This is a genomic window from Erwinia sp. AnSW2-5 (genome assembly GCF_045107195.1).
Classification (GTDB): Bacteria; Pseudomonadota; Gammaproteobacteria; order Enterobacterales; family Enterobacteriaceae; genus Erwinia.
On the sequence record NZ_JBJGXA010000042.1, the window covers coordinates 61252 to 85811 of the forward strand.

Sequence of the window (24560 nt, forward strand, 5' to 3'; positions counted from 1 at the left end):
GTCAGCACACCCTGCTGATCCATTATTCGGATTTCCGCACGCTAACTTAAACGAAGGCTAAACCACAGTGATCCAGCGGCCTGCATCACCACATTTTCCTGTCCCCTCCGAATGTTGCCAGGGATAATTTGATGCGTTAAATTAATTCGTTACATTTTTGATTCATCACTTCGCAGGCACCTGACAAGGATTGCGTCACAGACAGGGTAAAAATCGATCTCATGGTTTCAGAATGGTTATCGCTACTCTTTTTTATTGCATCAGCTTCTCTCTACGCATGGAAGGCAGGGCGTCATAAGCTGTGGTTTTCTGCGGTGCTGGCGCTGCTCGGCATCTATATCGTTCTTAATGCCTCCCTGTTAGCCAGTAACTATTTTACCGGTGAAGGCATTAATGACGCGGTTATTTATACCATCACCAGCAGTCTGAGCGGTGCCGGATTGCAGAAGTACATCCTTCCAGGTGTCGGGCTATTAATCAGTTTATTCCTGCTTTTTTTATTATTATCCTGGGTATTACGACTGCGAAAAAGCCACAACTACAGTCAACTTTATAGCGTGCTGGCACTGCTGCTGGCGCTGGCCTCAATCAAAACCACCCCGGCCTATCAACAGGTGACCGCGCTGATTAAGTCGCAGGTCAGTAAGGGGGATTCGGATTTTTACACCCACTATCAGGTGCCGGGGAAAACCCTGCGCGGCGACCACCCGAATCTGGTCTATATCTACGCAGAGAGTCTGGAACGCACTTATTTTGATGACAATGCCTTCCCGAAACTCGCCCCAGAACTGAATGACATCAAAAACAGCTCGGTAGATTTCAGCAACACCGAACAGCTCCCCGGCACGGAATACACCATTGCCGGTATGGTGGCATCACAGTGCGGTATTCCGCTGTTTGCACCGTTTGACGGCAACGCCTCCAGCTCGCTTTCCGCGTTCTATCCGCAGAATGTCTGCCTCGGCGATATCCTTAAATCATCAGGCTATGAGAACTATTTTTATCAGGGTGCCAGCCTGAGCTTTGCGGGTAAGGACCTGTTCCTCTCTTCCCACGGCTTTGATCACCTGTACGGTTTTAACGAACTGAAAGGGGTGGTGAAAGACCCTAAATACCGTAACGACTGGGGCTGGTATGACGACACCGTGCTCGACGTGGTGTTTGAGAAGTACCTCGAACTGGCGCAAAAAAACCAGCCGTTCTCGTTGTTTGCCCTGACCGTGGATACTCACCATCCTGACGGGTTTATCTCACGAAGCTGCCAGCGCAAGTCGTATCCGTTTGAAGGCAAAGAGAACAAATCCTTCGCTGCCGTGGCCTGCGGCCAGGAACATATCGCCAAACTTATCGCGAAAATTCGTGCCACGCCGTACTTTAAAAACACCATCATTGTTGTCAGCTCCGATCATCTGGCAATGAACAACACCGCGTTTAAATACCTTAATCAGCACGATCGCCGCGATCTGTTCTTTATGCTGCGCGGTGATGATGTCAGCAGCCAGGTGATTAACGTTAAGCGCAACACGCTGGATAACGGTGCCACGGTGCTGGATGCCATGGGCGGCGACAACTTTATCGGCCTCGGCCGCAGCAGCCTGTCATCAACGTCGCTTTCCACTACCTATCTCAATATCAAAGAGAAGATTAACCAGTGGAAACCGGACGTGATCCAGCTGTGGAACTTCCCGAAAACCATCTCTGATTACAAAATTGATACGGAGAAAAATACCTTTAGTTTCTCCGGTTCCCACTTCAAGCTGCCGCTGCTGCTCTCCGTGATGCCCGGAAAAATTGAGCCGAAGCTCGATGTCTGGCTTGCCACGCCGCTGAAACAGCAGTTGGCAAAATTCGCGCCGGATGAAAAGTTTGTCTGGATTGATCGCTGCTACAAGATCGGCAGCGTATGGAATGAGAAACTGGCGATGAACAACGGCCTGTGTGTGGCGAACGGCACGCTGAATACCGCCCCGACGATCTCAGAAGTTCAGACGGGCAGCACACTGGGTAAGATTACCTTCCCGGCGAAAACCGTGCCGGGCGATGAACAGTATCAACGCAGCGTCACGCAATTACAGATTGCTGATGTCGACCTGAAGTATCGTTCTGACCGCATTCTGTTTAACCTGCCAGGCCTGCCGCAACAGGTACAGAAAGTCTCGGGCCTCTCCTGGGTTGAGTCCTGGGGGCGCTGGTCTGATGCCAATCTGCTGCCACAGGTTACCGTGCAGTATCTGGAGCCGTTACCCGCCAATTTCACGCTGACGCTGACCGCGCGCGCCTTTGGCGAGAATGCCCTGCGGCCGATCACCATCAAGGTGGGCGAGTGGCAGCAGCAGGTGACGTTTGGTGAGCAGGACAGCACGCTAACGCTTCAGGTCAATAATCCCGGTAACGTGCGCAACATCGTCATCATACCGCCCGCGCCGGTAGAGTCCGACGTGGGTATCATTGATGGCTTTGCTGCCCGGAAACTGGGCATTGGCCTTGTCAGCCTGCGGGTGACCCCGCAGCCCTGACAGGGCACGTTTTCCCCACAGGAAAGACTTGCAGATAAAATCAGAAAATCTACTATAAGGCGTTATCCATTTACTGACAGGGATGCACGCCTTTTGAAATCATCGCTTTATGCTTTTCTGCTGCTCCCTGCACTGGCCCTGCCACTGCAAAGCCAGGCACAATCTAAGCCCGATCCGCTGCTGGCGTCGCAGACGGTCGAACGCTACGCCGACAATATTTTCTACAACACCAAAGCCAGCGGCATGGCAATGGTGGCGATTGATGCCAACCAGCGGATATTTGTCAGTCGTGGAGCCACACGTCCCGGCAGCGCGCAACGGCCACAAAAAGATTCACTGGTGCGTATTGCCTCGCTCAGCAAGCTGATGACCAGCGAAGTGATGGTCAAACTGGCCGAAGAGGGTCGGCTCCAGCTTAACGATCCTCTGAGTAAATACGCCCCGCCCGGCAGTTATGTGCCCAGCTTTAACGGCCAGCCGATCCGCCTGATTAACCTGGCCACCCACACCAGCGCCTTGCCGCGAGAACAACCCGGCGGAAAAGCGAACCGTGCCGTGTTTACCTGGCCGACCAACAGTCAGCGCTGGAACTGGCTGCGCACCTCACAGCTCAAGTTTGCACCGGGTGAGCGTGCAGCTTACTCCAACCTCGGCTTCGACCTGCTGGGTGATGCACTGGCCCGCGCCGGGGGCAAACCCTATCCCGCCCTGTTGCAGGAAAAAGTCACCCGCCCTCTGGGTATGAAGGACACCACGTTTACGCCTTCCCCTGAGCAGTGCGGACGTCTGATGATCCCGGCCAAAAGCCCGAGTCCGTGTAATAACTCACTGGCGGCCATCGGCAGCGGCGGCGTTTACTCCACACCGGATGACATGGGGCGCTGGATGCAGCAGTTCCTCGCCTCTGACGTTAACAGCCGTAGCCCGCAGGCAGACCGCCTGCAAACCATGATTTATCAGCGCAGTCAGCTAACCAAAGTGGACGGGATGGATGTGCCAGGCCGCGCCGATGCACTGGGCATGGGTTGGGTATATATGGCACCGCGCGACGGCCGCCCGGGCATTATTGAAAAAACCGGCGGCGGCGGCGGTTTCATCACCTATATGGCGATGGTGCCGCAGTACAGTGTCGGCGTGTTTGTCGTGGTCGCCCGCTCACCGGAGACCCGCTTTACGCCAATGAGTGATGGCGTGAATAACCTGCTGACCGAACTGATCGGCAATACGTCGGGCAGCGCCCAGCTGGCCGCCAGCATTATGGCGAACTGATCGGGTCCCCGCGACAGACGCTGTCACAGCTGCGTCTGTCGCGAACCCTCTTGCACATGGCGAGACGCTTACTCCTGGCTGAGCTTACCTTCGGGTACTGGCTGAGGCTGGCAGAGATCCTCCACTTGTAACGATGTAACGCGAGATCGGCGTGGGTTTCGCAACAGTTGTTCACGCGCCAGAAGCCGCCCACGGTTGTCATAATACCGACTGGGCCATATCTCCGACGGATGCATTCCCAGTGCGGCCGCAATAATGAACTCGCCTTTTGGCCAGGGTCTTTTCAGGGCATTGGCCAGTGTGCCCGAACTTAATCCCACCTTGCGTGATAACTCTGCCAGCGATGTCTGCCGTTTCTTTATTGCCGCGACGATATCGGCGGGGTGCATATCAGTTTTTTTCTTCATGCCTTCCTCTGCTTGTCAGTCAACTCCTGTTATCTTCCAAATCTGATACTAAGTAATACTTAGTACATTTTACATGAGCAGCTAAGAGAATCCAGTGAGTTATTTAGACGTCAGGATCGACATGCTGCCACATCGTTTGAAAGAAGCCCGGGTAAGGAAAGGGATATCACAACAGAAGCTTGGCGTCTTAGCGGGGATTGACGAAGCTACCGCCAGCGCACGGATGAATCAATATGAGCGCGGTATTCACGTACCCGACTTCGAGCTGGTGTGCCGCCTGGCTGACGCCCTTGATGTACCGTCCTGTTATTTTTACGCCGTTGAAGATGAGCTGGCCGAACAGGTGCGTCTGTGGCATCCTGAGACCAAAAAACCTTAATCCCGTGCCCGCCCTGGCTTACAATTTCTGGTTATAACCCCGCCCTTTTTATCATAAGCCACAACATTGACTCCGCGCCCCGTTTGCGGTTGTTTGTTACGCCTTCAGCTTATTGAAATTAAGGAAAATAATGTGAATCTTACTCTGAGCCGTACTGTCAAAACCGCCGCGCTGATGCTGGCCATTCTGCTCGCAGGCTGTGACCAGAAAAATGACGATGCGCACTCTATTAAAGTCGGTGTGATCAATGGCGCTGAACAGGACGTGGCCGAAGTGGCAAAAAAAGTGGCAAAAGAGAAGTACGGTCTGGAGGTGGAGCTGGTGGGGTTCAGCGGTTCGCTGCTGCCGAATGACCCAACGGCACACGGCGATCTCGATGCCAACGTGTTCCAGCATCGTCCGTTCCTGGAACAGGACAATAAAGCCAAAGGCACCACCCTGGTCGCCGTCGGCAATACGTTTATTTTCCCGATGGCGGGCTACTCGAAAAAGATTAAGCAGATTAGCGAGCTGAAAGACGGTGACACCATCGCTATTCCGAACGACCCGACCAACCTCGGGCGCGCGCTGCTGCTGTTGCAAAAAGAGAAGCTGGTGACGCTGAAAGCGGATACCGGACTGCTGCCAACGGCGGTGGATATTACGGCCAATCCGCTGCATCTGAAGATTATGGAAATCGAGGGTGCGCAGCTGCCGCGCGTGCTGGATGACGCTCAGGTGACCGTGGCGATTATCAGCACCACCTACCTGCAACAAACCGGCCTGAACCCGGTACGCGACAGCGTGTTTATCGAAGATAAACAGTCGCCATACGTCAATATCATCGTGACCCGTGAAGACAATAAAGACGCGCCAAACGTGCGTGACTTTATCAAATCCTGGCAGTCGCCTGAAGTGGCGGCCGCAGCGGATAAGATCTTTAACGGTGGTGCGGTAGCAGGCTGGTAACCGGACAGCGTCAGCCACGCAGTAAGGCGCGTGGCTGACATGTGGCTTAGTGCAATAACCACTTGGCATGCAGGCTGATGGCCGCCGTGCGAATAGCCTCAATGCTCTGCTCGTAGGCTTCCGGCGTCAGCGTTTCCAGCTGGGAGAGGTTTTCTTCCTCGCCGTGCAGGGCAATCGCCGCCAGCGCAGGCTGTAAGGTGGCCGGCAGTGATGACCAGTCGCCCAGCGCCACACCTTTCAGATAACCGCAGCACCAGTCTTCCACCACGACAAACTCCTGATCGTCCACCGTGTTCAGGCCAAACAGCGGCTCAAACTGGTCAGGATATTCATTGAGGCGATCCGCGATATCGTTCATATGCTGGGCAATGAGGTCCATAAACTGCTCGAACTCTTCATCCGATTCCCATTCCGGGTCGTTCTCTTCGCCCCCCCAGATCAACGGCAGCCAGACCTGCGGCTCAATCAGCACCGGACCGGAGAGAATAGCGGTGAACAGGCCATCCAGTTCAGAGGCATCCACCACCGACTCGTCGCTGCCATATTTCAGTAAGATATCGTCCAGAAATTCCAGCTCTTCTTCCGTCAATGGTCCTTGTTGCATGATGTTACCTCGCTACGCATATCGATTTTCACCCGGCATTTACCGGTTTATGAGGGGTATTCTGGTTGCCAGGCAGGGAAAAAGCCACCGTCATCACGTTATATTTGCTGTCAGCCAGGTTGAGCGCCCACCCTGCCCGATGGCGGCCAGGCTGAGGCCGTGCGTTTTTACTGGATCTGTGCGGCAGTTCGCGCTATTAAAATCCGGTAAAAACATTCCAATGGATACACCATGAGACGGATAGCGTTACTGTGCTTCACTCTTTCCCTGGGCGCCCATGCGGCGAGTTTTGACTGCACCAAAGCCAGCAGCGTCAGTGAGAAGCTGATCTGCACCACGCCTGCCCTGTCCCAGGCGGACGAACAGCTGGCAAAAGTGTACCGCGAGGCCAAAACCGCCAGCGGCGACAGCCGTGAATTCCGGCAGATGACGAAAGAGAACTGGACACTGCGCGAGCAGTGCCAGACCGCCGCCTGCCTGAGCGACTGGTACCGTCGTTCACAGCAAAAATATCAGATGCTGACCACCGCGCCCCCCACCGCCTGCCCGGATGAAGGCACGGAGGTGACGATGACCGGTAAGCTGCTGCGCATCACCTACCCCGGCCCGCCTAACTACGAGAGCGTTGAGCAAGGGGATGAAGCCGAAGTCTACTGGGTATTGCAGGCGGATAAGCCCGTGTGCGCGGATGATGCCGCCAACTGGGGAGACCAGGCGCAGATGCAGCTGTTGGTGCAGGCTGGCATGTATAAAACCCATCGCCACCTGATCGGCCAGCGCGTGCGCATTAACGGTTCACTGCTGTTTGCCGAGACGGGCCATCACCATACGCCCATGATGATTGGGGTGGGGAAACTGGAGGCGGAATAACGGACAAAAACCTCCCCTGCACGGGGAGGCTGAAGATCAGTGCTTAACACTGTCGATAAAGGTTTTACGTGCCGTTTTCGACCCCAAACGCTCCGCTTCATCCAGCAGTTTCAATGCTTTATCAACATCACCCGCTTTCACCGCCTTCTTAATCGCGTCGTTAAAGTAGCTTTCAGAATCGTCGAGCATCGGCGCATCGGGTTTCGTCACGGCGGGTGCCGCTGCCGGAGTGGTACTGCCCACCATCACCGGTGCCGCCGCTGGCGCGGATGACGGGAAGACCTGACCAATCATCACGTTGCCGCTCTTCTGCTCGGCAGACACTTTCAGGCTCAACATACCGGTCGGGGTATGGCGGGCAATCGGGTCCGGGATATCCGGCACGGCATTACCTACGCCCGCCGCATAGGCTTTCGCCGGGTTCACCATCTGCGTTGTCTCTGCCAGATCCTGACGCGTGGTGTACACCAGCAGATAAATTTGTTTTTGACCCAGTGCTGGCGTCAGTTTCAGTGTGCCCTCCAGACGATCGCTGGAAACAATGCCCGGCTGCTGATACGGGAAGTAGCTGGAGGGATAGAAAGCCGCCGGACGCATCTGTTCATCCAGCACTAAGACATTCGGCGCATACACCGTTTTACCCGTCGCAATACTGCTGAGGGTGATTTCAAGCGAGCCACGGTCGGCAGGCAGGGCAAAGGCGGCAACAGCGCCCTGAATATCCCCCTGATTAAGGGTGGCGCTGGCAGTGCCGAGCGTCACATCCTGCGTCACTGGTGGCACCAGCGGCGTCCATGAAAGCGTGTGTAAGGTCTGGCTGGCGATCGCCGGTGCGCTACTGGCATCCTGCTGCGCGGCAACCCCCGCGGCAGGTACCAGCGCCATCAGACTCAGCGATAAACACAGTGACAGCAGATTTTTTCTCATCGTTATTTCCTTTTGATCACCTGAAGGCTGGCGGCTATCCAGCGATATACCGCCAGCCAGCACTTTCTATAGCCAATGTATTACTCAGCTTTTTCCAAACTGTTTCGTGTTGCTGGAAGGCGGCAAGCGGCCAAGTCCCCGGGAGCGTAGATCACTACGTGACCGGGGCGAGGCCGCGCAGCCAACGCATCAGCAGCGCGAAACAGGAAGGAAAAAGTTACCACCAGATTTCCATTTGCGCACCGAAGGTGACTTCATCGTCGTTACCACGGCTAAAGGTGCGCGCACTGGTGTCATTCATCGCCAGACCATTGCTGGTGCCGGTATCCGTGTCATAGCCCCATTTCTCATCCCAGTTAGCATAGGTGGCGAACACGCGGATGGCCGGACGTGACCAGATGCTGTTACCCGCCTGCCATTGCTGGGCCAGGGTGACTTTATACTGACCGTTTTTATCCCCGGTACGCTGGGACTTCACGTTGTCGTAACCGACTTCCAGCAGGGTGCTCATGATCGGCGTCCATTTGTACATTGGGCGCACGCCCACGGTGTACCAGGTGGTGCCGTTGTTGTTATCACGATCAACGTCCTGATACATACCCACATACATCAGGCTCCAGGTGTCATTGAAATCAATGGCACCGTGGTCGAGCACGCGCAGCATGCTGCCGTTGTTGTTGATGGCCGAGCCGTTAGAGTGGCCGTTTGCCGCACCCTGGCCAGGATCGGTCATGGAGTCTGCGGCATACTGCACAACAAACTTGTTGAAGCCGTTATAGATACTCTGCGTGTGTTCCGCCGTCAGCAACCAGCCGTCTTTGGTGGCATCGTTCGCCAGGGAGTAGCCATCACGGGCATTAGCACGTCCGTAATCCACGCCCAGCTCCAGCACGCCGCCTGGGTTAGTATTCAGCCCGGCAATACGCACGTCGAACACGTCATTCGAGGTGGCAACTTCATTACGCTGGTCGGCGATATAGCCGAACGACCCGCCGCTTTCCGTGTTACGCGTCGCTGCCAGAGACAACTTACCAAAACCGAGATCGATATCTTCCAGACCCGCACCCGGGCCTGAAATATCCCAGTAGTAGAAGTCGATCATGTGGACGTCATGACGCTGATAAAAGCGCTTACCGGCCCACATGGTAGAACCTGGCAACCATTCGATCAGGTTTTTCCCTTTCACATTCGCTTCGCGGAAAGCCGGATCGGTTGACTCCCAGTCATTCTGTTGTGATACGGAATAGGCCACGTTGGTATCGAAGTAGAAACTCTTGTCCCCTTCTTTCCACACTTCCTGACCCAGTTTTAGTTCGGCATAGGTTTCGCACTCGTTACCCAGACGGTATTTGCTGTCTGCCCCGGTTGCTTTGAAACATTGCTGCTCGCCACCGCTGCCGGACCAGCCAATGCCCGAACGCGCATAACCGGTAAAATCAACCGCCATCGCTTGTGTAGAAAGGATACCAGCAGCCACTGCCAGCGACAGGGAAGCAATACGCATTGTTCTCATCATTTTCTCCTGTAGGGGATCGCGTGCTTTAAACGCCGGCTTCCGGGTGTAACCGACGACAAGCTGTTCCATCTTCGCGGAACAGATGACAACGGTGTGGCGGCAAACCAATGGCGAATGTTGCACCTTCTTCTACCAGCACCACGTCATTCTGGCGGTACACCAGGTTCTGACGAATTGCCGGAATTTGGATATGAATCTGTGTTTCGTTACCCAGTTGCTCAACCACCTGGACCTCACCCGACAGCGTCACTTCGGCCACGTCACTGGGCAGCAGATGTTCAGGACGGATCCCCAGCGACAGATTGCTGCCGACGATCACCTCCGTGCCGTCCACGGATAGCCAGACCTGCTGGCGATTGGGCAGCTCAACCTGCACACGCGTGGGTTCCGCTCCGGTGACTTTGACCGGCAGGAAATTCATCTTGGGTGAGCCGATAAACCCGGCGACAAAGCGGTTAGCGGGGTAGTGATACAGCTCAAGGGGCTTACCGACCTGGGCGATATGCCCGGCATCGAGCACCACGATCTTGTCGGCCAGCGTCATCGCTTCGACCTGATCGTGCGTCACGTAAATCATGGTGCGCTTGAGGCGCTTATGCAGGCGGGAAATCTCGATACGCATCTGGACGCGCAGCGCGGCATCCAGATTAGACAGCGGTTCATCCAGCAGAAACACCGTCGGTTCCGCCACCAGCGTCCGGCCAATCGCCACGCGCTGCCGCTGCCCACCGGACAGGGCTTTGGGGCGGCGTTCCAGCAAATGGGCCAGCTGGAGCACCTCAGAAACCTGGTTGACCCGCTGATTGATTTCATCTTTCTTTGCCCCGGCCAGCTTCAGGCCGAAAGACATGTTCTCTGCCACCGACAGGTGTGGATATAACGCGTAGGACTGAAAGACCATGCCAATACCACGCTCTGAGGGTGGCACGTCGTTCATGCGTTTATCGCCGATCTTCAACTCACCAAAGGTGATGTCCTCAAGGCCAGCAATCATGCGCAGAAGCGTTGATTTTCCGCAGCCGGAAGGCCCGACAAACACCACAAACTCGCCTTCTTGTATGTCCAGGTTGATATCACTGGAAATCACGGTTTTGCCAAACGCTTTGTACACACTGTTAAGGGAAACGCTCGCCATCCTGAACTCCTGTACTTGAAGCATGCGAGAAAACTCGATGCATCAAAGAGTGAAGGAGTTACAAGTAAACGTAATCACCCGTAACAATGTTTTTCATGGGGGAGGCGCAGGGAGGACGATCAATTCATGGCAACGGCTAAAAGTTCACCGCCCCATGCAAATTCGTGATCGAGGTAGCAAAAAATGAAGTCACATTTTGTGTCTTTAACCACATAACGTCTGAGAGTGTCGGCGGGATCACACTCTGAGAGCCGGGGGCGTAGAGGGGGGGATGATGAAGGCTGAACGGGTTGAATCCACACTGGCGCCGTACCCTGTCATCCCTTCATGTGACACGAGCAATACCGACTCCTAACAGGATAAAAAAGGATTGGATTATGACCCTCAGCATCAAGGTTCCTTTCGTTAAAAAAGTCGTTAAACAGACCCTGGCCCTCACCGCGCTCGCCACGCTGATCCTCTCTTCTTCTGCGTTTGCCAAAATAGAAGAAGGCAGGCTGGTCATCTGGATCAACGGTGACAAGGGCTATAACGGCCTGGCGGAAGTCGGTAAGAAATTTGAAAAAGACACCGGCATTAAAGTCACCGTCGAACACCCGGATAAGCTGGAAGAAAAATACCCACAGGTGGCGGCGACCGGCGGCGGCCCTGACATCATTTTCTGGGCGCACGATCGCTTCGGCGGTTACGCACAGTCTGGCCTGCTGGCTGAGATCAACCCGGATGCGGCCTTTAAAGAGAAGATTTTCCCGTTCACCTGGGATGCCGTCACCTTCAACGGCAAGCTGATCGGTTACCCGGTCGCGGTAGAGGCGTTGTCGCTGATTTATAACAAAGACCTGATCAAAGAAGCACCGAAAACCTGGGAAGAGATCCCGGCACTGGACACCTCGCTGCGGGCGAAAGGCAAAAGCGCCATCATGTGGAACCTGCAGGAACCCTACTTCACCTGGCCCGTCATCGCGGCGGACGGCGGTTATGCCTATAAATATGAGCACGGCAAATACAACATCAAAGACACTGGCGTGAACAATGACGGTGCCAAAGCGGGCTTACAGTTCATCATTGACTTAGTGAAAAACAAACACATCAACGCCGACACCGACTACTCCATCGCCGAAGCCGCCTTTAATAAAGGCCAGACCGCCATGACCATCGACGGTCCGTGGGCGTGGTCGAATCTCGACAAGAGTAAAATCAACTATGGCGTGGCCCTGCTGCCCACCTTCCACGGCAAAGCGTCTAAGCCGTTCGTGGGCGTGCTGACCGCCGGTATCAATGCCGCCAGCCCGAATAAAGAACTGGCGAAAGAGTTCCTGGAAAACTACCTGATCACCAACGATGGCCTGAGCGCTGTCAATAAAGACAAACCGCTGGGCGCAGTGGCGCTGAAATCCTATCAGGCGCAGCTGGAGAAAGATCCGCGCATCGCCGCCACCATGGCGAACTCAAAAAATGGCGAAATCATGCCAAATATCCCGCAGATGAGCGCGTTCTGGTATGCCGAGCGTAGCGCCATCATTAACGCAGTCAATGGCCGTCAGACCGTTGAGCAGGCGCTGAAGGACGTCGAGACACGCATTACCAAGTAATGCCTGATGCCGTTGAGGTAATGAAATAAACGGCACGGAGCAAGCCAGCTCCCTGCCGTTACTACAAGGATAGCCCCTATGCCAGTAGCCCAAACCGGTCTGACCGCTGAAAAAAATTGGCCGTTGCGTCAGGTGATAAAATGGCTGGCCGTTGGCCTGCTCGCCTGCTTAACCGGTTATCTGATCGTGCTGATGTATGCGCAGGGTGAATATCTCTTTGCCGTTCTGGCGCTGATCCTCTCCAGTACCGGCCTGTACATTTACGCTAACCGCCGCGCGTATTCGTGGCGCTACGTCTATCCTGGCCTGGCCGGGATGGCGTTATTTGTGCTGTTCCCGCTGGTCTGCACCATTGCGATTGCGTTTACCAACTACAGCAGCACCAACCAGCTGACGTTTGAACGTGCGCAGTCAGTTCTGATGGAACGTGAATTCCAGGGCGGAAAAGCACTGAACTTTGCCCTCTATCCGGCCGGAGAACAGTGGCAGCTGGCCCTGACGTCCCCGGACAGCGGTGAGGTGCTGGTCTCTCCGCCTTTCGCCTTTAACGCGTCGGCACCGCAAACACTGGCGATGACGCCACAGGCTGCGCCAACGGGTGAAAAAGCCGGGCTACGCGTGGTGACCCAAAACCGTCAGGCGCTCGGCCAGTTAAGCGCCAGATTGCCCGATGACACCACCCTGCGCATGAGCTCCCTGCGCCAGTTCTCCGGTACGCAGCCACTCTACCGGCTGAATACAGAGAACCAGCAGCTGACGGATGCGCAGTCCGGCGTGGTCTATCAGCCGAACCGGGAAACCGGGTTTTATCAGGCGGTGAACGCCCAGGGCGAATGGCAGGCTGAAAAACTCAGCCCCGGCTTTACCGTCGGCATCGGCTGGGGCAACTTCCTGCGCGTGCTGCATGATGACGGCATCCAGAAGCCTTTCCTGTCGATCTTTGTCTGGACAGTGATTTTCGCGCTGCTCACCGTGGTGCTGACCGTGGCCGTCGGCATGGTGCTGGCCTGCGTGGTGCAGTGGGAGGAGCTGAAAGGCAAAGCGGTGTACCGCATCCTGCTGATCCTGCCTTATGCGGTTCCGGCGTTTATCTCCATTCTGATTTTCAAAGGGCTGTTTAATCAGAGCTTCGGGGAAATCAACCTGATGCTGAACGCGCTGTTTGGCATTAAACCGGCGTGGTTCAGCGATCCCTGGACCGCGAAAAGCATGATCATCATCGTCAATACCTGGCTGGGGTATCCGTACATGATGATCCTGTGTATGGGCCTGCTGAAAGCCATCCCGGACGATCTTTACGAGGCCTCAGCGATGGACGGCGCAACGCCGATGCAGAACTTCTTCCGCATCACGCTGCCGCTGCTGATCAAACCCCTGACGCCGTTGATGATCGCCAGTTTCGCCTTTAACTTTAATAACTTCGTGCTGATCCAACTGCTGACCAACGGCGGACCGGATATGCTCGGCACCACCACCCCGGCCGGGCATACCGACCTGCTGGTGAGCTACACCTACCGCATTGCCTTTGAAGGCGGCGGCGGGCAGGACTTCGGGCTGGCTGCGGCCATTGCCACGCTGATCTTCCTGCTGGTGGGCGCGCTGGCTATCGTTAACCTCAAAGCGTCACGCATGAAATTCGACTAAGGAGAAACAGACAATGGCAATGGTAAAACCGAGGTCGCAAAAAGTCAGGCTGCTGGTCACGCATCTGTTACTGCTGAGCTTTCTGGCGCTGATCCTGTTCCCGCTGCTGATGGTGTTTACCATCTCGCTGCGCCCGGGCAACTTTGCGACGGGCAGCCTGATCCCGGATCAGGTCTCGTGGGATCACTGGAAGCTGGCGCTGGGGATCACCGTGACGAACAGTGATGGCAGCCTGACGCCGCCACCGTTCCCGGTGCTGCTGTGGTTGTGGAACTCGATCAAAATCGCCGGGATCACGGCGGTAGGGATCGTCGCGCTCTCCACCACCTGCGCTTACGCCTTTGCCCGCATGAAGTTTCGTGGCAAAAGTTCGCTGCTCAAAGGCATGCTGATCTTCCAGATGTTTCCGGCGGTGCTGTCGCTGGTGGCCTTGTACGCCCTGTTTGATCGCCTGGGCATTTACATTCCGTTCCTCGGGCTGAACACGCATGGCGGGGTGATCTTCGCTTATATGGGCGGCATCGCCCTGCATGTGTGGACGATCAAAGGCTATTTCGAAACCATCGACAGCTCGCTGGAGGAAGCCGCCGCCCTGGACGGTGCCTCACCGTGGCAGGCGTTCCGCCTGGTGCTGCTTCCGCTGTCGGTACCGATTCTGGCGGTGGTGTTTATTCTGTCGTTTATCGCCGCCATTACCGAAGTGCCGGTGGCCTCTCTGCTGCTGCGTGATGTAAACAGCTACACGCTGGCGGTGGGGATGCAGCAGTACCTCAACCCGCAAAACTACCTGTGGGGCGATTTCGCAGCAGCGGCCATTCTTTCCGCCATCCCGATTACGGCAGTGTTCCTGATTGCCCAGCGCTGGCTGGTAGGTGGCTTAACGGCGGGCGGGGTGAAAGGTTAACGGATGTAAGAACGTATGCGCTTAATCCCAGCAATGGGTGTATGACTTGTTTGAATCCCTGTGTCTTGGGCGGCTGAATAAGCCGCCTTTTTTTGTGCTTATAAAATAGATAATTTGATCTACATATAGACCACAAGACCTCTTTGTGATTTATATATAGATCACTTAATTGACAAGGACAGCGATTAAGCATAGCGTATTTCTGTATGAATTACGTACGAAGTGACGGCATTTCCCACAAGGCATCAAGACACTATGACCCATGCAAGAGTTCGTACTTATTCCCGATACACCCGTGAAGCAGTTTCATTACTCAGCGGATTGGTTCGCACAGCCCGCCTGGAAAAAAAACTGACAACACTGGAAGTGGCAGAGCGTGTGGGGATCTCCAGAGGCCTTCTGCAACGCATCGAGAAAGGCGATCTGAGATGTGAAATCGGTGTATTTTTTGAAGTCGCGGCCATTGTCGGCGTCAGATTGTTCGATGCTGACGAAAACTCGCTCACACGTCATCTCCGACATACGGAAGACAAACTGGCATTGATGCCGAAATCGGTTCGCAAAAAACATAAGGAAATAGATGATGACTTCTAGAGGTAAGGATACTGAGGCTTTTGTCTGGATTTGGCTTCCGGGTGATATACATCCCATCGTCGCAGGCAAGCTCGTAGCGGATGGAAAAGATATCGAGTTCAATTACGGCAGAAGCTACCTGGAACGCCAACATGATCACCAGGCGTCAATATCGATTTATGAACCAGAGCTTCCTTTAAAAAAAGGCATTATTTCGCGACCCACAGGGCTTAATTTTTTTGGCTGTTTACGGGATGCGGCCCCAGATGCATGGGGGCGAAGGGTGATTATCAATAAAAAGTTAGGGAAAAAAGGAGCCCAGACTGACACCAATAGCTTAGATGAGCTGACTTATTTACTGGAATCTGGCTCGGACCGAATTGGTGCACTGGATTTTCAGCGTTCGCCGACCGAATATGTGCCTCGTTCAGTCAATAACGTCAGAATTGAGGAGTTACTTGAGTCCGCAGAGCGTGTTGAAAGAGGAATAGCATTGACTCCTGATTTGGATCAGGCGCTTTTTCACGGCAGTTCGATTGGCGGTGCTCGCCCTAAAGCGTTGATAGAAGACGGGGGATGTAAATACGTCGCGAAATTTTCATCGGGAACAGACCTCTACAGCGTAGTCAAAGCCGAATTTATCGCTATGCGCCTTGCAACACGGGTTGGGCTGAATGCCGCCCCAGTAAAAATGGTCCAGGCATCCGGTAAAGATGTACTGCTTATCGAGCGATTCGACCGGGTGAATCATGGTGAGGGCTGGACTCGAAAATGTATGGTTTCCGCACTCACATTATTTGGTCTTGATGACATGATGGCGCGTTATGCCAGCTACGAAGAGTTCGCCGAGATTATTCGCCGACGTTTTAACAAACCGACAGCCACCTTAAAAGAACTGTTTTCCAGACTGGTCTTTAACATTCTCTGTGGCAACACGGATGATCACGCGCGAAACCATGCTGCTTTTTGGGATGGCAAAACGCTGAGTCTGACCCCGGCCTATGATATTTGCCCACAGGGCAGAGCCGATAACGAGGCATCTCAGGCGATGCTCATTTCAGGAAATAATAACCTCAGCCGTCTGAAAACCTGCCTTGCCGCTTCACAGGCTTTTTTATTAACGCAAAAAGAAGCCCGGAATATTTTTGAACAACAAATCAGTATTATCGAAGATAACTGGCATTCCGTTTGCGATGAAGCTCATCTGAGCGACGTGGACCGTAGCCTGTTATGGGGCAGGCAATTTATGAATCCTTTCTCACTTGAAGTGGAATAGATATTTTTTTCACAACAAAAAAGGGTTCCCCCACCCGCAGGAACCCTCTTTTTACGGCACTAACCTCAGCTCACCGACACCTTACGCCGCCGTTTATCCAGGTCTTTAATCAGCTTATTGACCTGGTCATCCGCAAACATTTCCTCCAGCGTATGGGAGAGCTTACGCCGCCAGTTGGGATACTCATTGCTGGTGCCCGGCACGTTCACCGGCGTCGCCATATCCAGCCAGTCCTCCGGCTGCAAGCCCAGCAGCGCACTGGCGCTGTCGGCCACATAGCGCTGTAACCCACGGTTAATCACCGGTGTCATCGCCATCAGTTCTGCATGGCGCCCGGTTTTCTTCGGAATGCAGTCGTAGTGATGCAGCCCGTCGAGCAGCCCCTGACGCGCCCGCGCCCGGTCGAGATACAGCTCCTGCAACACGCTCTCATCGCGATACAGCCCGAGGGATTTCCCCAGCGCCAGATCGTCAGCCTGCCAGTAACCGCGCAGCGTCGGCAGATCGTGCGTGGTGATGGTCGCCATCGCCTGCACCGGATACGACTGCGGCGCACGGAAGTTGTTCTCTTCATCGCGCTCGAAATAGAGCACCTTGTAGGAGTAAACCCCGCCTTCACGCAGCTTGCTGACGATCTCCACCGGCACCGTCCCCAGATCTTCGCCAATCACCATACAGCGATGGCGCTGGCTCTCCAGCGCGAGGATCGCCAGCAGATCGTCAACCGGATAGTGAACATACGCCCCTTTATCTGCCATCTCGCCCGCCGGGATCCACCACAGACGCAGCAGCGCCATCACATGATCAATACGCAATGCGCCGCAGTGGGTCATATTGGCACGCAGCAGATCGATGAACGGCTGATAGCCACGATTGACCATCACATGCGGATCCATCGGGCGCAGATCCCAGTTCTGGCCCAGCGGGCCAAGGATATCCGGCGGCGCCCCCACCGAGGCCTTCAGGCAATACAACTCGCCATCGCTCCAGGTTTCAGACCCGCCGCCCACCACGCCGACCGCCAGATCGCGATACAGCCCCATCGACATCTGCTGCTGCTGGCTGGTGTGATAGCACTGTGCGAACTGGGTTTCCGCCAGCCACTGTAACCACAGATAAAATTCCACCTCCTGCGCGTGCTGCTCGCAGAACGCCCGCACGGCCGGGCCGCGCGCATCATGATACTGTTCGGGCCAGTGGTTCCACCCGAGTGCCACCCCGTTCTCTTTCACCAGGTGCGCATACAAGGCATCAAAGGCTGCCTGTAACCAGAGGCTCTCCCCGCCCTGGCGGGTAAAGTGTGCCAGCGCTTTGACCTGCGCATCCTGCGGCTTGCGCCCGAGGAAATGTGCGTACGCCAGGCGCAGACCTTCCAGCTTGAGCGGCATCACTCCCGTGTAATCCACCTCGCGACTGGCACGCGCCGCCGTGACGCGCTGCTGCGTTGCGGGCAACTGCCACCAGCGCTGTGCCGCCTCGCTCTGTCTGAAATCGTCCACCGCGCTGACGTCGATATACATCACGTTCAGCCAGCGACGTGACGACGGACTGTAAGGGCTGGCCGCCGCCGGATTGGCCGGATAAAGCGCATGGATCGGGTTCAGCCCGACAAAGGCACCGCCGCGTTCGGCAATCTTTTTCAGCAGCAGATTTAAATCGCCGAAATCGCCAATGCCCCAGTTATTGTCCGAGCGCAACGTGTAAAGCTGCACACACGCTCCCCACAGTTTTTTTCCGGCCAGCAACGCATCCGGTTCATAGCAGCGCTTCGGGGCGACAATCACCCGGCAATCCCACGTCTGTGCATCCTGCGTCAGGGTCAGCTGGTGATAGCCGGGCGGAATTTTCCCCGCCAGCGCCAGCGTCATTTTGCCGCTAATCCGGCCGCGCTGGGTGGCACCACTCTCCAGTTGCAGTGTCCAGAGGTATTCACCGTCGCCCTCCACTGGCAGCGCCAGACGCTGACCCGCGACGAAGACTTTCACCCCCGGCACCGGCGTAGCAACCTGATGGCGGTCCCCCGTCCAGCCCATCGCACTTAACAGCTCGCGCTTGGTTTCCGCTGCAATTGCCTGCTGCTGGCCATGCGCATTGATAAAACCGGAGGAGATCCCCGCGTCCCTGGCAGCCTGCTCCAGTGTGTTGTGCTCCATGGGAACTCCTTAGCGTTTCGCCTGCCAGATGCGCTGCTGATAATCGCGGATCGAACGGTCTGAACTGAACATTCCAACGCGGGCGGTATTGAGGATGGTTTTGCGCGTCCATTCGTCGCGGTTGCGATACAGGGCATCCACTTTCTGCTGCGCGGCACAATAATCCGCGAAGTCGGCCAGCACCAGATACGGGTCACCACCGTCCAGAAGGCTGTCGAGCATCAGGCTGAACGCCTGCTTATCGCCATTGCTGAAGAAGCCGTTTTCCAGCTCTTTCAGGATGCTGTCCAGATGCTTATCTTTTTTGCGGATCGCCAGCGGATCGTAGCCGCTGGCCTGCAAGGCTTTGACCTGATCGACCGTATTGCCAAAGATAAAGATATTCTCTTCGCCCACCTGTTCGGCGATCTCCACGTTGGCGCCGTCAAGGGTGCCGACGGTCAGCGCGCCATTGAGCGCCAGCTTCATATTGCCGGTGCCGGACGCCTCTTTGCCTGCGGTGGAGATCTGCTCGGAGACATCCGCCGCCGGGATCATCAGCTCCGCCACCGAGACGCGGTAATCCGGGATAAACACCACTTTCAGGCGATCGCGCACCAGCGGATCGTGATTGATCTTCTCTGCCACCTGATTGATGGCGTAGATAATGTTTTTCGCCAGAAAATAGCCCGGTGCCGCTTTGGCGCCAAACAGGAAGACGCGCGGTGCCAGGTCCATTTCCGGGTTATCGCGCAGCTGGCGGTAGAGCGACAGGATGTGCAGCAGGTTAAGATGCTGACGTTTGTACTCATGCAGACGTTTGATCTGCACGTCGAAAATCGCCTCCGCATTGAGTGCAATCCCGGTGACCTGCTTCACGTATGCAGCCAGTTTGATTTTGTTTTCACGCTTAATCTGCTGATAACGCTGGCAGAATGCCGCATCATCGGCGAAAGGCTCCAGCCCTTTCAGCGCATCAAGATCATTCACCCATTCGGTTTTCAGCGTGTCATCGATCAGCGAGGAGAGCGCCGGGTTACACTGTTTTAACCAGCGACGCGGGGTGATGCCGTTAGTGACGTTATGGAATTTATTCGGCCACAGCTGGTGATATTCCGGGAACAGATCTTTCACCACCAGCTCAGAGTGCAGTGCCGCCACGCCGTTCACCGCAAAGCCGCTGACCACGCACAGGTTAGCCATGCGCACCTGACGGTTCTGGTGTACCGAGAGTTTTTCCCACACCGCCTTGTCGCCCGGCCACTGTTTTGCCACCACTTTTTTAAAGTGGGCGTTGATGGTTTTGATCAGCGAGAAGTGGCGCGGCAGCAGGCTGCGTACCAGTTTTTCATCCCAGCACTCCAGCGCTTCCGGCATCAGGGTATGGTTGGTGTAGGCGAAGGTTTTCTGGACGATCGCCCAGGCCGCCTCCCACTCCAGCTGGTGCTCGTCAAGCAGGATGCGCAGCAGCTCCGGGATGGCAATCGTCGGGTGGGTGTCGTTCAGCTGGATCACTTCATACGCGGGCAGATCCTGGATTTTGCGCCCGAGGAAGTGATGACGGCGCAGAATGTCGGCCACCGAACAGGCGCACTGGAAATACTGCTGCATCAGGCGCAGGCGTTTCCCGGCATCGTGGTTATCATTCGGATACAGCACTTTCGTGAGTTTCGCGGCGTCGATACCTTTCTGTTCCGCCTTCAGGAACGCACCGTCGTTAAACAGCGTCAGATCGAACGGATGTACGTCGGTGGCCTGCCACAGACGCAGCGGCTGGGTCACCCCATTTTGATACCCCACCACCGGCAGATCCCAGGCTTCGCCGCGCAGCGTAAACGCGGGCTGCCACTGTTCTGCGCCCTGCGCATCCTTCACCAGCTTGCCGCCGAAGGCCACATCGACGGACAGTGTGCTGTTGTGGCTGAACCACGGATAGCTTTCGCGATGCCAGTTATCCGGCGCTTCCTGCTGCTGGCCTTCCTTAAAGGACTGGCGGAACAGGCCGTACTGATAATTCAGGCCGTAGCCGGTCGCGGGCTGCCCGACGGTGGCCATTGAATCGAGGAAACAGGCAGCCAGACGCCCCAGCCCGCCGTTACCCAGCGCCGGATCGGTTTCCTGCTCCAGCACATCGGCCAGCGCTACGCCCTGCTCTTTCAGCACCTGGCTGACCGTGTCATACCAGCCGAGGTTAATCAGGTTGTTGGCCGTCAGACGGCCAATCAGAAATTCCATCGAAATGTAGTTCACATGGCGCTGCGGCTGTTCCGTCCGTGCTGGCGCAGGCTGCGCGTTCAGCTGTTCTGATAATGCTGCGCTGGTCGCCTGCCACCACTGATGGGGCGTCATATCCTGCGCCTGCTGTAAACCGAAGCCCTGCCACTGGCGTTTCAGCGCGGCGGTAAATTGCGTTTTATCTAAGGTCACCTGCATGACATGCCTCTTTATTCGGGAATTTGGCGGAAAGTAGAGTGTTAGAGCCTATCCCAGTAGGCGTCATTGTCGCGGCCAGTTTGGACACGGACAGCGCGGAAAAACCGTAGCGTACACGCAGTACGTGAGGATTTTGAGCACTGCCCAGGGCCAAAATGGCAAGTAAAATAGCCTAATGGGATAAGCTCTTAAATCCCTATGCTGAAGCCTTCAACGCGTTGCAACATCCTCCCGCCAGCGATTAGGCAGGGAGGAGAAACGGGGCGTAGCCGTAGGGGATGCAAGGTCAGAGGGAGTGGCGCAAAATTTGTCTTTAGAAGTGTGATGCAGAGCAAGTTAACAGCATGTAAATACGTAACATTGTTGCATTCGATGTTTCAAAGGAGGACTTTAGAAAAAGTGATTAATTACACGCTGCGAAATAATTATTACGCCCTCTGACTACCGTCAAAAGAATCGAAAAAAAATGCTGATCCCATCAAAATTGAGCCGCCCGGTGCGGCAGCAAAATACCGTGGTGCGCGACCGACTGCTGACACGGCTTTCGGCAGCGCCGCATTATCGTCTGACCCTCGTCGGCAGTCCGGCGGGTTATGGAAAGACGACGCTGGTCGCACACTGGGCGGCAGGTAAGAGCGATCTTGGCTGGTATTCTCTTGATGAAAGCGACAACCTGCCGGAGCGTTTTGCCAGCTATCTGATTGCCGCCATCCAGCAGGCCTGCGGCGGCCATTGCGGCAAAAGTGAAGCACTGAGCCTGAAGCATCAGTACGCCAGTCTGCCAGCGTTGTTCGCCCAGCTGTTCGTCGAGCTATCCGGCTGGCATCGCCCGCTGTTGCTGGTGATCGATGATTATCATCTGATCACCAACGATGCGATCCATGAAGGGATGCGTTTCTTTTTGCGTCATCAGCCGGAGAACCTCTCGCTGGTGGTGCTTTCACGTACCCTGCCGCCGCTGGGTATCGCCAATCTGCGCGTGCGTGAACAGCTCCTGGAACTGAATGCCACGCATCTGGCCTTTACCCACCCCGAGACACAGCAATTTTTCGACAACCGCCTCAACGATCCCATTGACCAGGCCGACAGCAGCCGTCTGTGTGATGACGTCGCGGGCTGGGCCACCGCTTTGCAGCTGATCGCCCTCTCGGCGCGCCAGTCCAACACGCCTTCACGGCAGTCTACGCAACAGTCGGCACGTAAGCTGGCAGGACTGAACGCCAGCCACCTTTCCGACTATCTGGTGGATGAAGTGCTGGACCGCGTGGATGCCTCGACGCGTGATTTTCTGCTGCGCTGCTCGCTGCTGCGCTCGATGAACGATGCCCTGATTGTCCGCCTGACCGGGGGGGATAATGGCCAGCAGCGTCTGGAAGAGTTAGAGCGTCAGGGCCTGTTTATTCACCGCATGGATGACAGCGGCGAGTGGTTCAGCTTCCATCCTTTATTCGCCACCTTCCTGCGCCAGCGCTGCCAGTGGGAGCTGACGAGTGAGCTGCCGGCTATCCACCGTGCCGCCGCCGATGGCTGGCTGGCGCAGGGTTTTCCGGCGGAAGCGATCCATCATGCGCTGGCGGCCGATGACATCGATATGCTGCGCGATATTATGCTGCAACACGCCTGGGCGCTGTTTAATCAGAGCGAGCTGGCGCTGCTGGAAGAGTGCCTGGCCGCCCTGCCTTATGACCGCCTGATCCAAAACCCTAAGCTGGTACTGTTGCAGGCATGGCTGGCGCAGAGCCAGCATCGTTACGCGGAAGTCGATACCCTGCTGGCGCAGGCGGAAAGCGAGATGGTGAAGCACGATATCGTGATGGATCAGGACCTGAATGCGGAGTTCAATGCGCTGCGTGCGCAGGTCGCCATCAATGATGGACGCCAGGATGAGGCAGAACAGCTGGCCGCCGAGGCGCTGCGTTTTCTGCCGTATGAGAGCTTCTACAGCCGGATTGTTGCCACCTCCGTGACCGGGGAGATCCAGCACTGCAAAGGCGACCTGGCCCGCGCTTTGCCGCTGATGCAGCAGACGGAACAAATTGCCCGCCGCTACGAAGCCTATCACTACGCGCTGTGGGCACTGATACAGCAGAGCGAAATCCTTATCGCTCAGGGATTTTTACAGGCCGCATTTGAGATGCAGGATCGCGCTTTCGAACTGGTGCGCGAGCAGCATCTTGAACAGCTACCGATGCACGAGTTTTTACTGCGTCTGCGTTCGCAGCTGTTGTGGTCGTGGGCACGCCTTGACGATGCCGAAGACGCTGCACGCCAGGGGCTGGAGATACTGACCAACTTCCACCCACAGCAGCAGTTACAGTGCCTGGCCATGCTGGCGAAGTGCTCGCTGGCACGCGGTCAGCTGGATAATGCCCATCATCATTTGCAACGCTGCGAAGCGCTGCTGAAAAGCGGTCACTATCATATCGACTGGCTGACCAACACCGATAAGCCGCGCGTTATCTACTGGCAGATGGTGGGTGATAAAGCCGCCGCCCGCCAGTGGCTGCAACAGGCGCGTAAACCCGATATGGCCGATAACCATTTCCAGCAGGGTCAGTGGCGTAATATCGCCCGCGTGCAGATCCTGCTGGAGAAGTTTGATGAAGCTGAAGTGGTGCTGGATGAACTGAACCAGAATGCGCGCCAGCTGCGCCTGACCAGCGACCTCAATCGCAATCTGCTGCTGAGTAACCTGCTTTACTGGCACACCGGACGCAAAGGGGAAGCGCAGCGTGCGCTGATTGAAGCGCTGGGGCTGGCGAACCGCACCGGGTTTATCAGCCACTTTGTGATTGAAGGGGAGATGATGGCGCAGCAGCTGCGTCAGCTGATCCAGCTGAATCTGTTGCCCGATCTGGAGCAGCGCCGTGCGCAGCTGATTTTACGCGAGATTAACCAGCATCATCGCCATAAGTTTGCGCATTTCGACGAAGGTTTTGTCAATAAACTCCTGACGCATCCGCAGGTGCCGGAGTTAATCCGCACCAGCCCGCTCACCCAGCGTGAATGGCAGGTACTGGGGCTGATTTACTCCGGCTACAGCAACGACCAGATCGCCGGGGAGCTGGATGTGGCCTCCACCACCATCAAAACCCATATCCGTAATTTGTATCAGAAACTGGGTGTGGCGCACCGCCAGGAAGCGGTGCAGCAGGCACAGCATCTGCTGCAGGTGATGGGATACGGGGCGTAAGCCCGATCCCGGCTTTGGAGGCGGACCTTTTTTCCGGTCCGCCTGCACGCGCGCGGAACGGTAAAGCTTCGCAGCCGATGTTACCCTGAACGAGCCGCAGACAACGCGATCATGCTGCGCATGTTTTTCATTCCCTTCCCTGCGAGTATCGTCTTATCGAACCGCCTTATTTTTAACAGGATGATTCATCATCACTGACAACAACATCAATAATAATATTATTCTGAGCGTTAGAATGAGGA

At 55.8% G+C, this 24560-nt stretch carries 18 protein-coding genes; 11 read left to right on the forward strand and 7 right to left on the reverse strand.

The features are described from left to right. Positions 1-221 precede the first annotated feature (221 nt). On the forward strand, positions 222-2516 hold the full coding sequence (gene opgB / locus ACFL9S_RS22425; protein WP_405264078.1) for a phosphatidylglycerol--membrane-oligosaccharide glycerophosphotransferase: 2295 nt from the start codon (positions 222-224) through the stop codon (positions 2514-2516). A gap of 93 nt (positions 2517-2609) precedes the next feature. Then, a complete protein-coding gene (gene ampH / locus ACFL9S_RS22430; protein ID WP_405264079.1) occupies positions 2610-3785 on the forward strand; it encodes a D-alanyl-D-alanine-carboxypeptidase/endopeptidase AmpH in 1176 nt (391 codons plus the stop codon). Between the two features lie 68 nt (positions 3786-3853). Here ampH and ACFL9S_RS22435 read toward each other — a convergent pair whose 3' ends face one another. Further along, positions 3854-4192: a helix-turn-helix domain-containing protein gene (locus ACFL9S_RS22435; RefSeq protein ID WP_405264080.1), complete on the reverse strand. Its 339-nt coding sequence runs from the start codon at positions 4190-4192 to the stop codon at positions 3854-3856. 121 nt (positions 4193-4313) lie between these two features. Here ACFL9S_RS22435 and ACFL9S_RS22440 point away from each other — a divergent pair, with 121 nt between their 5' ends. Together ACFL9S_RS22440 and nlpA are read left to right on the forward strand one after the other, a co-directional pair. Next, positions 4314-4571 carry a helix-turn-helix domain-containing protein gene (locus ACFL9S_RS22440; protein WP_405264081.1) on the forward strand — a complete coding sequence of 86 codons (258 nt, stop codon included), beginning with the start codon at positions 4314-4316 and terminating at the stop codon, positions 4569-4571. 144 nt (positions 4572-4715) lie between these two features. Continuing rightward, positions 4716-5519, forward strand: coding sequence for a lipoprotein NlpA (gene nlpA / locus ACFL9S_RS22445; protein WP_405264109.1), 804 nt, complete (start codon positions 4716-4718; stop codon positions 5517-5519). A gap of 46 nt (positions 5520-5565) precedes the next feature. Here nlpA and ACFL9S_RS22450 read toward each other — a convergent pair whose 3' ends face one another. Continuing rightward, the gene (locus ACFL9S_RS22450; protein WP_405264082.1) at positions 5566-6123 is read right to left on the reverse strand and encodes a YecA family protein; all 558 of its coding nucleotides are present in this window, start codon (positions 6121-6123) and stop codon (positions 5566-5568) included. A 231-nt stretch (positions 6124-6354) separates the two neighbouring features. Between ACFL9S_RS22450 and ACFL9S_RS22455 the strand changes: the two genes are divergently transcribed. Continuing rightward, on the forward strand, positions 6355-6993 hold the full coding sequence (locus ACFL9S_RS22455; protein ID WP_405264083.1) for a DUF4431 domain-containing protein: 639 nt from the start codon (positions 6355-6357) through the stop codon (positions 6991-6993). Between the two features lie 36 nt (positions 6994-7029). Here the strand turns inward: ACFL9S_RS22455 and malM are convergent, their stop codons facing one another. The 3 genes from malM to malK form a co-directional block, all read right to left on the reverse strand. Next, positions 7030-7920 (reverse strand): maltose operon protein MalM, encoded by an 891-nt coding sequence (gene malM, locus ACFL9S_RS22460; protein ID WP_405264084.1) that lies wholly within the window; start codon positions 7918-7920, stop codon positions 7030-7032. A 217-nt stretch (positions 7921-8137) separates the two neighbouring features. Further along, complete coding sequence (locus tag ACFL9S_RS22465; RefSeq protein ID WP_405264085.1) at positions 8138-9436, reverse strand: maltoporin; 1299 nt, start codon at positions 9434-9436, stop codon at positions 8138-8140. 25 nt (positions 9437-9461) lie between these two features. Continuing rightward, on the reverse strand, positions 9462-10571 hold the full coding sequence (gene malK, locus ACFL9S_RS22470; RefSeq protein WP_405264086.1) for a maltose/maltodextrin ABC transporter ATP-binding protein MalK: 1110 nt from the start codon (positions 10569-10571) through the stop codon (positions 9462-9464). Positions 10572-10948: 377 nt separating this feature from the next. Here malK and malE point away from each other — a divergent pair, with 377 nt between their 5' ends. The 5 genes from malE (at position 10949) to ACFL9S_RS22495 (ending at position 16560) form a co-directional block, all read left to right on the forward strand. Next, positions 10949-12163, forward strand: coding sequence for a maltose/maltodextrin ABC transporter substrate-binding protein MalE (gene malE / locus ACFL9S_RS22475; RefSeq protein WP_405264088.1), 1215 nt, complete (start codon positions 10949-10951; stop codon positions 12161-12163). A gap of 78 nt (positions 12164-12241) precedes the next feature. Then, entirely contained in the window at positions 12242-13807 is a 1566-nt protein-coding gene (malF, locus tag ACFL9S_RS22480; RefSeq protein ID WP_405264089.1) for a maltose ABC transporter permease MalF, read from the forward strand. Between the two features lie 13 nt (positions 13808-13820). Continuing rightward, positions 13821-14711: a maltose ABC transporter permease MalG gene (malG, locus tag ACFL9S_RS22485; RefSeq protein WP_405264090.1), complete on the forward strand. Its 891-nt coding sequence runs from the start codon at positions 13821-13823 to the stop codon at positions 14709-14711. Between the two features lie 255 nt (positions 14712-14966). Continuing rightward, complete coding sequence (locus ACFL9S_RS22490; RefSeq protein ID WP_405264091.1) at positions 14967-15305, forward strand: helix-turn-helix transcriptional regulator; 339 nt, start codon at positions 14967-14969, stop codon at positions 15303-15305. Next, a complete protein-coding gene (locus tag ACFL9S_RS22495) occupies positions 15292-16560 on the forward strand; it encodes a type II toxin-antitoxin system HipA family toxin (protein WP_405264092.1) in 1269 nt (422 codons plus the stop codon). The genes ACFL9S_RS22490 and ACFL9S_RS22495 overlap by 14 nt, the downstream gene beginning before the upstream one ends. A 65-nt stretch (positions 16561-16625) precedes the next feature. On the opposite strand, the gene malQ is transcribed toward ACFL9S_RS22495, so the two are convergent. Continuing rightward, a complete protein-coding gene (gene malQ, locus ACFL9S_RS22500) occupies positions 16626-18713 on the reverse strand; it encodes a 4-alpha-glucanotransferase (protein ID WP_405264094.1) in 2088 nt (695 codons plus the stop codon). A 9-nt stretch (positions 18714-18722) separates the two neighbouring features. Beyond that, positions 18723-21125, reverse strand: coding sequence for a maltodextrin phosphorylase (gene malP / locus ACFL9S_RS22505; RefSeq protein WP_405264095.1), 2403 nt, complete (start codon positions 21123-21125; stop codon positions 18723-18725). Positions 21126-21591: 466 nt separating this feature from the next. Between malP and malT the strand changes: the two genes are divergently transcribed. Continuing rightward, complete coding sequence (malT, locus tag ACFL9S_RS22510; protein WP_405264096.1) at positions 21592-24318, forward strand: HTH-type transcriptional regulator MalT; 2727 nt, start codon at positions 21592-21594, stop codon at positions 24316-24318. Positions 24319-24560: the final 242 nt, after the last annotated feature.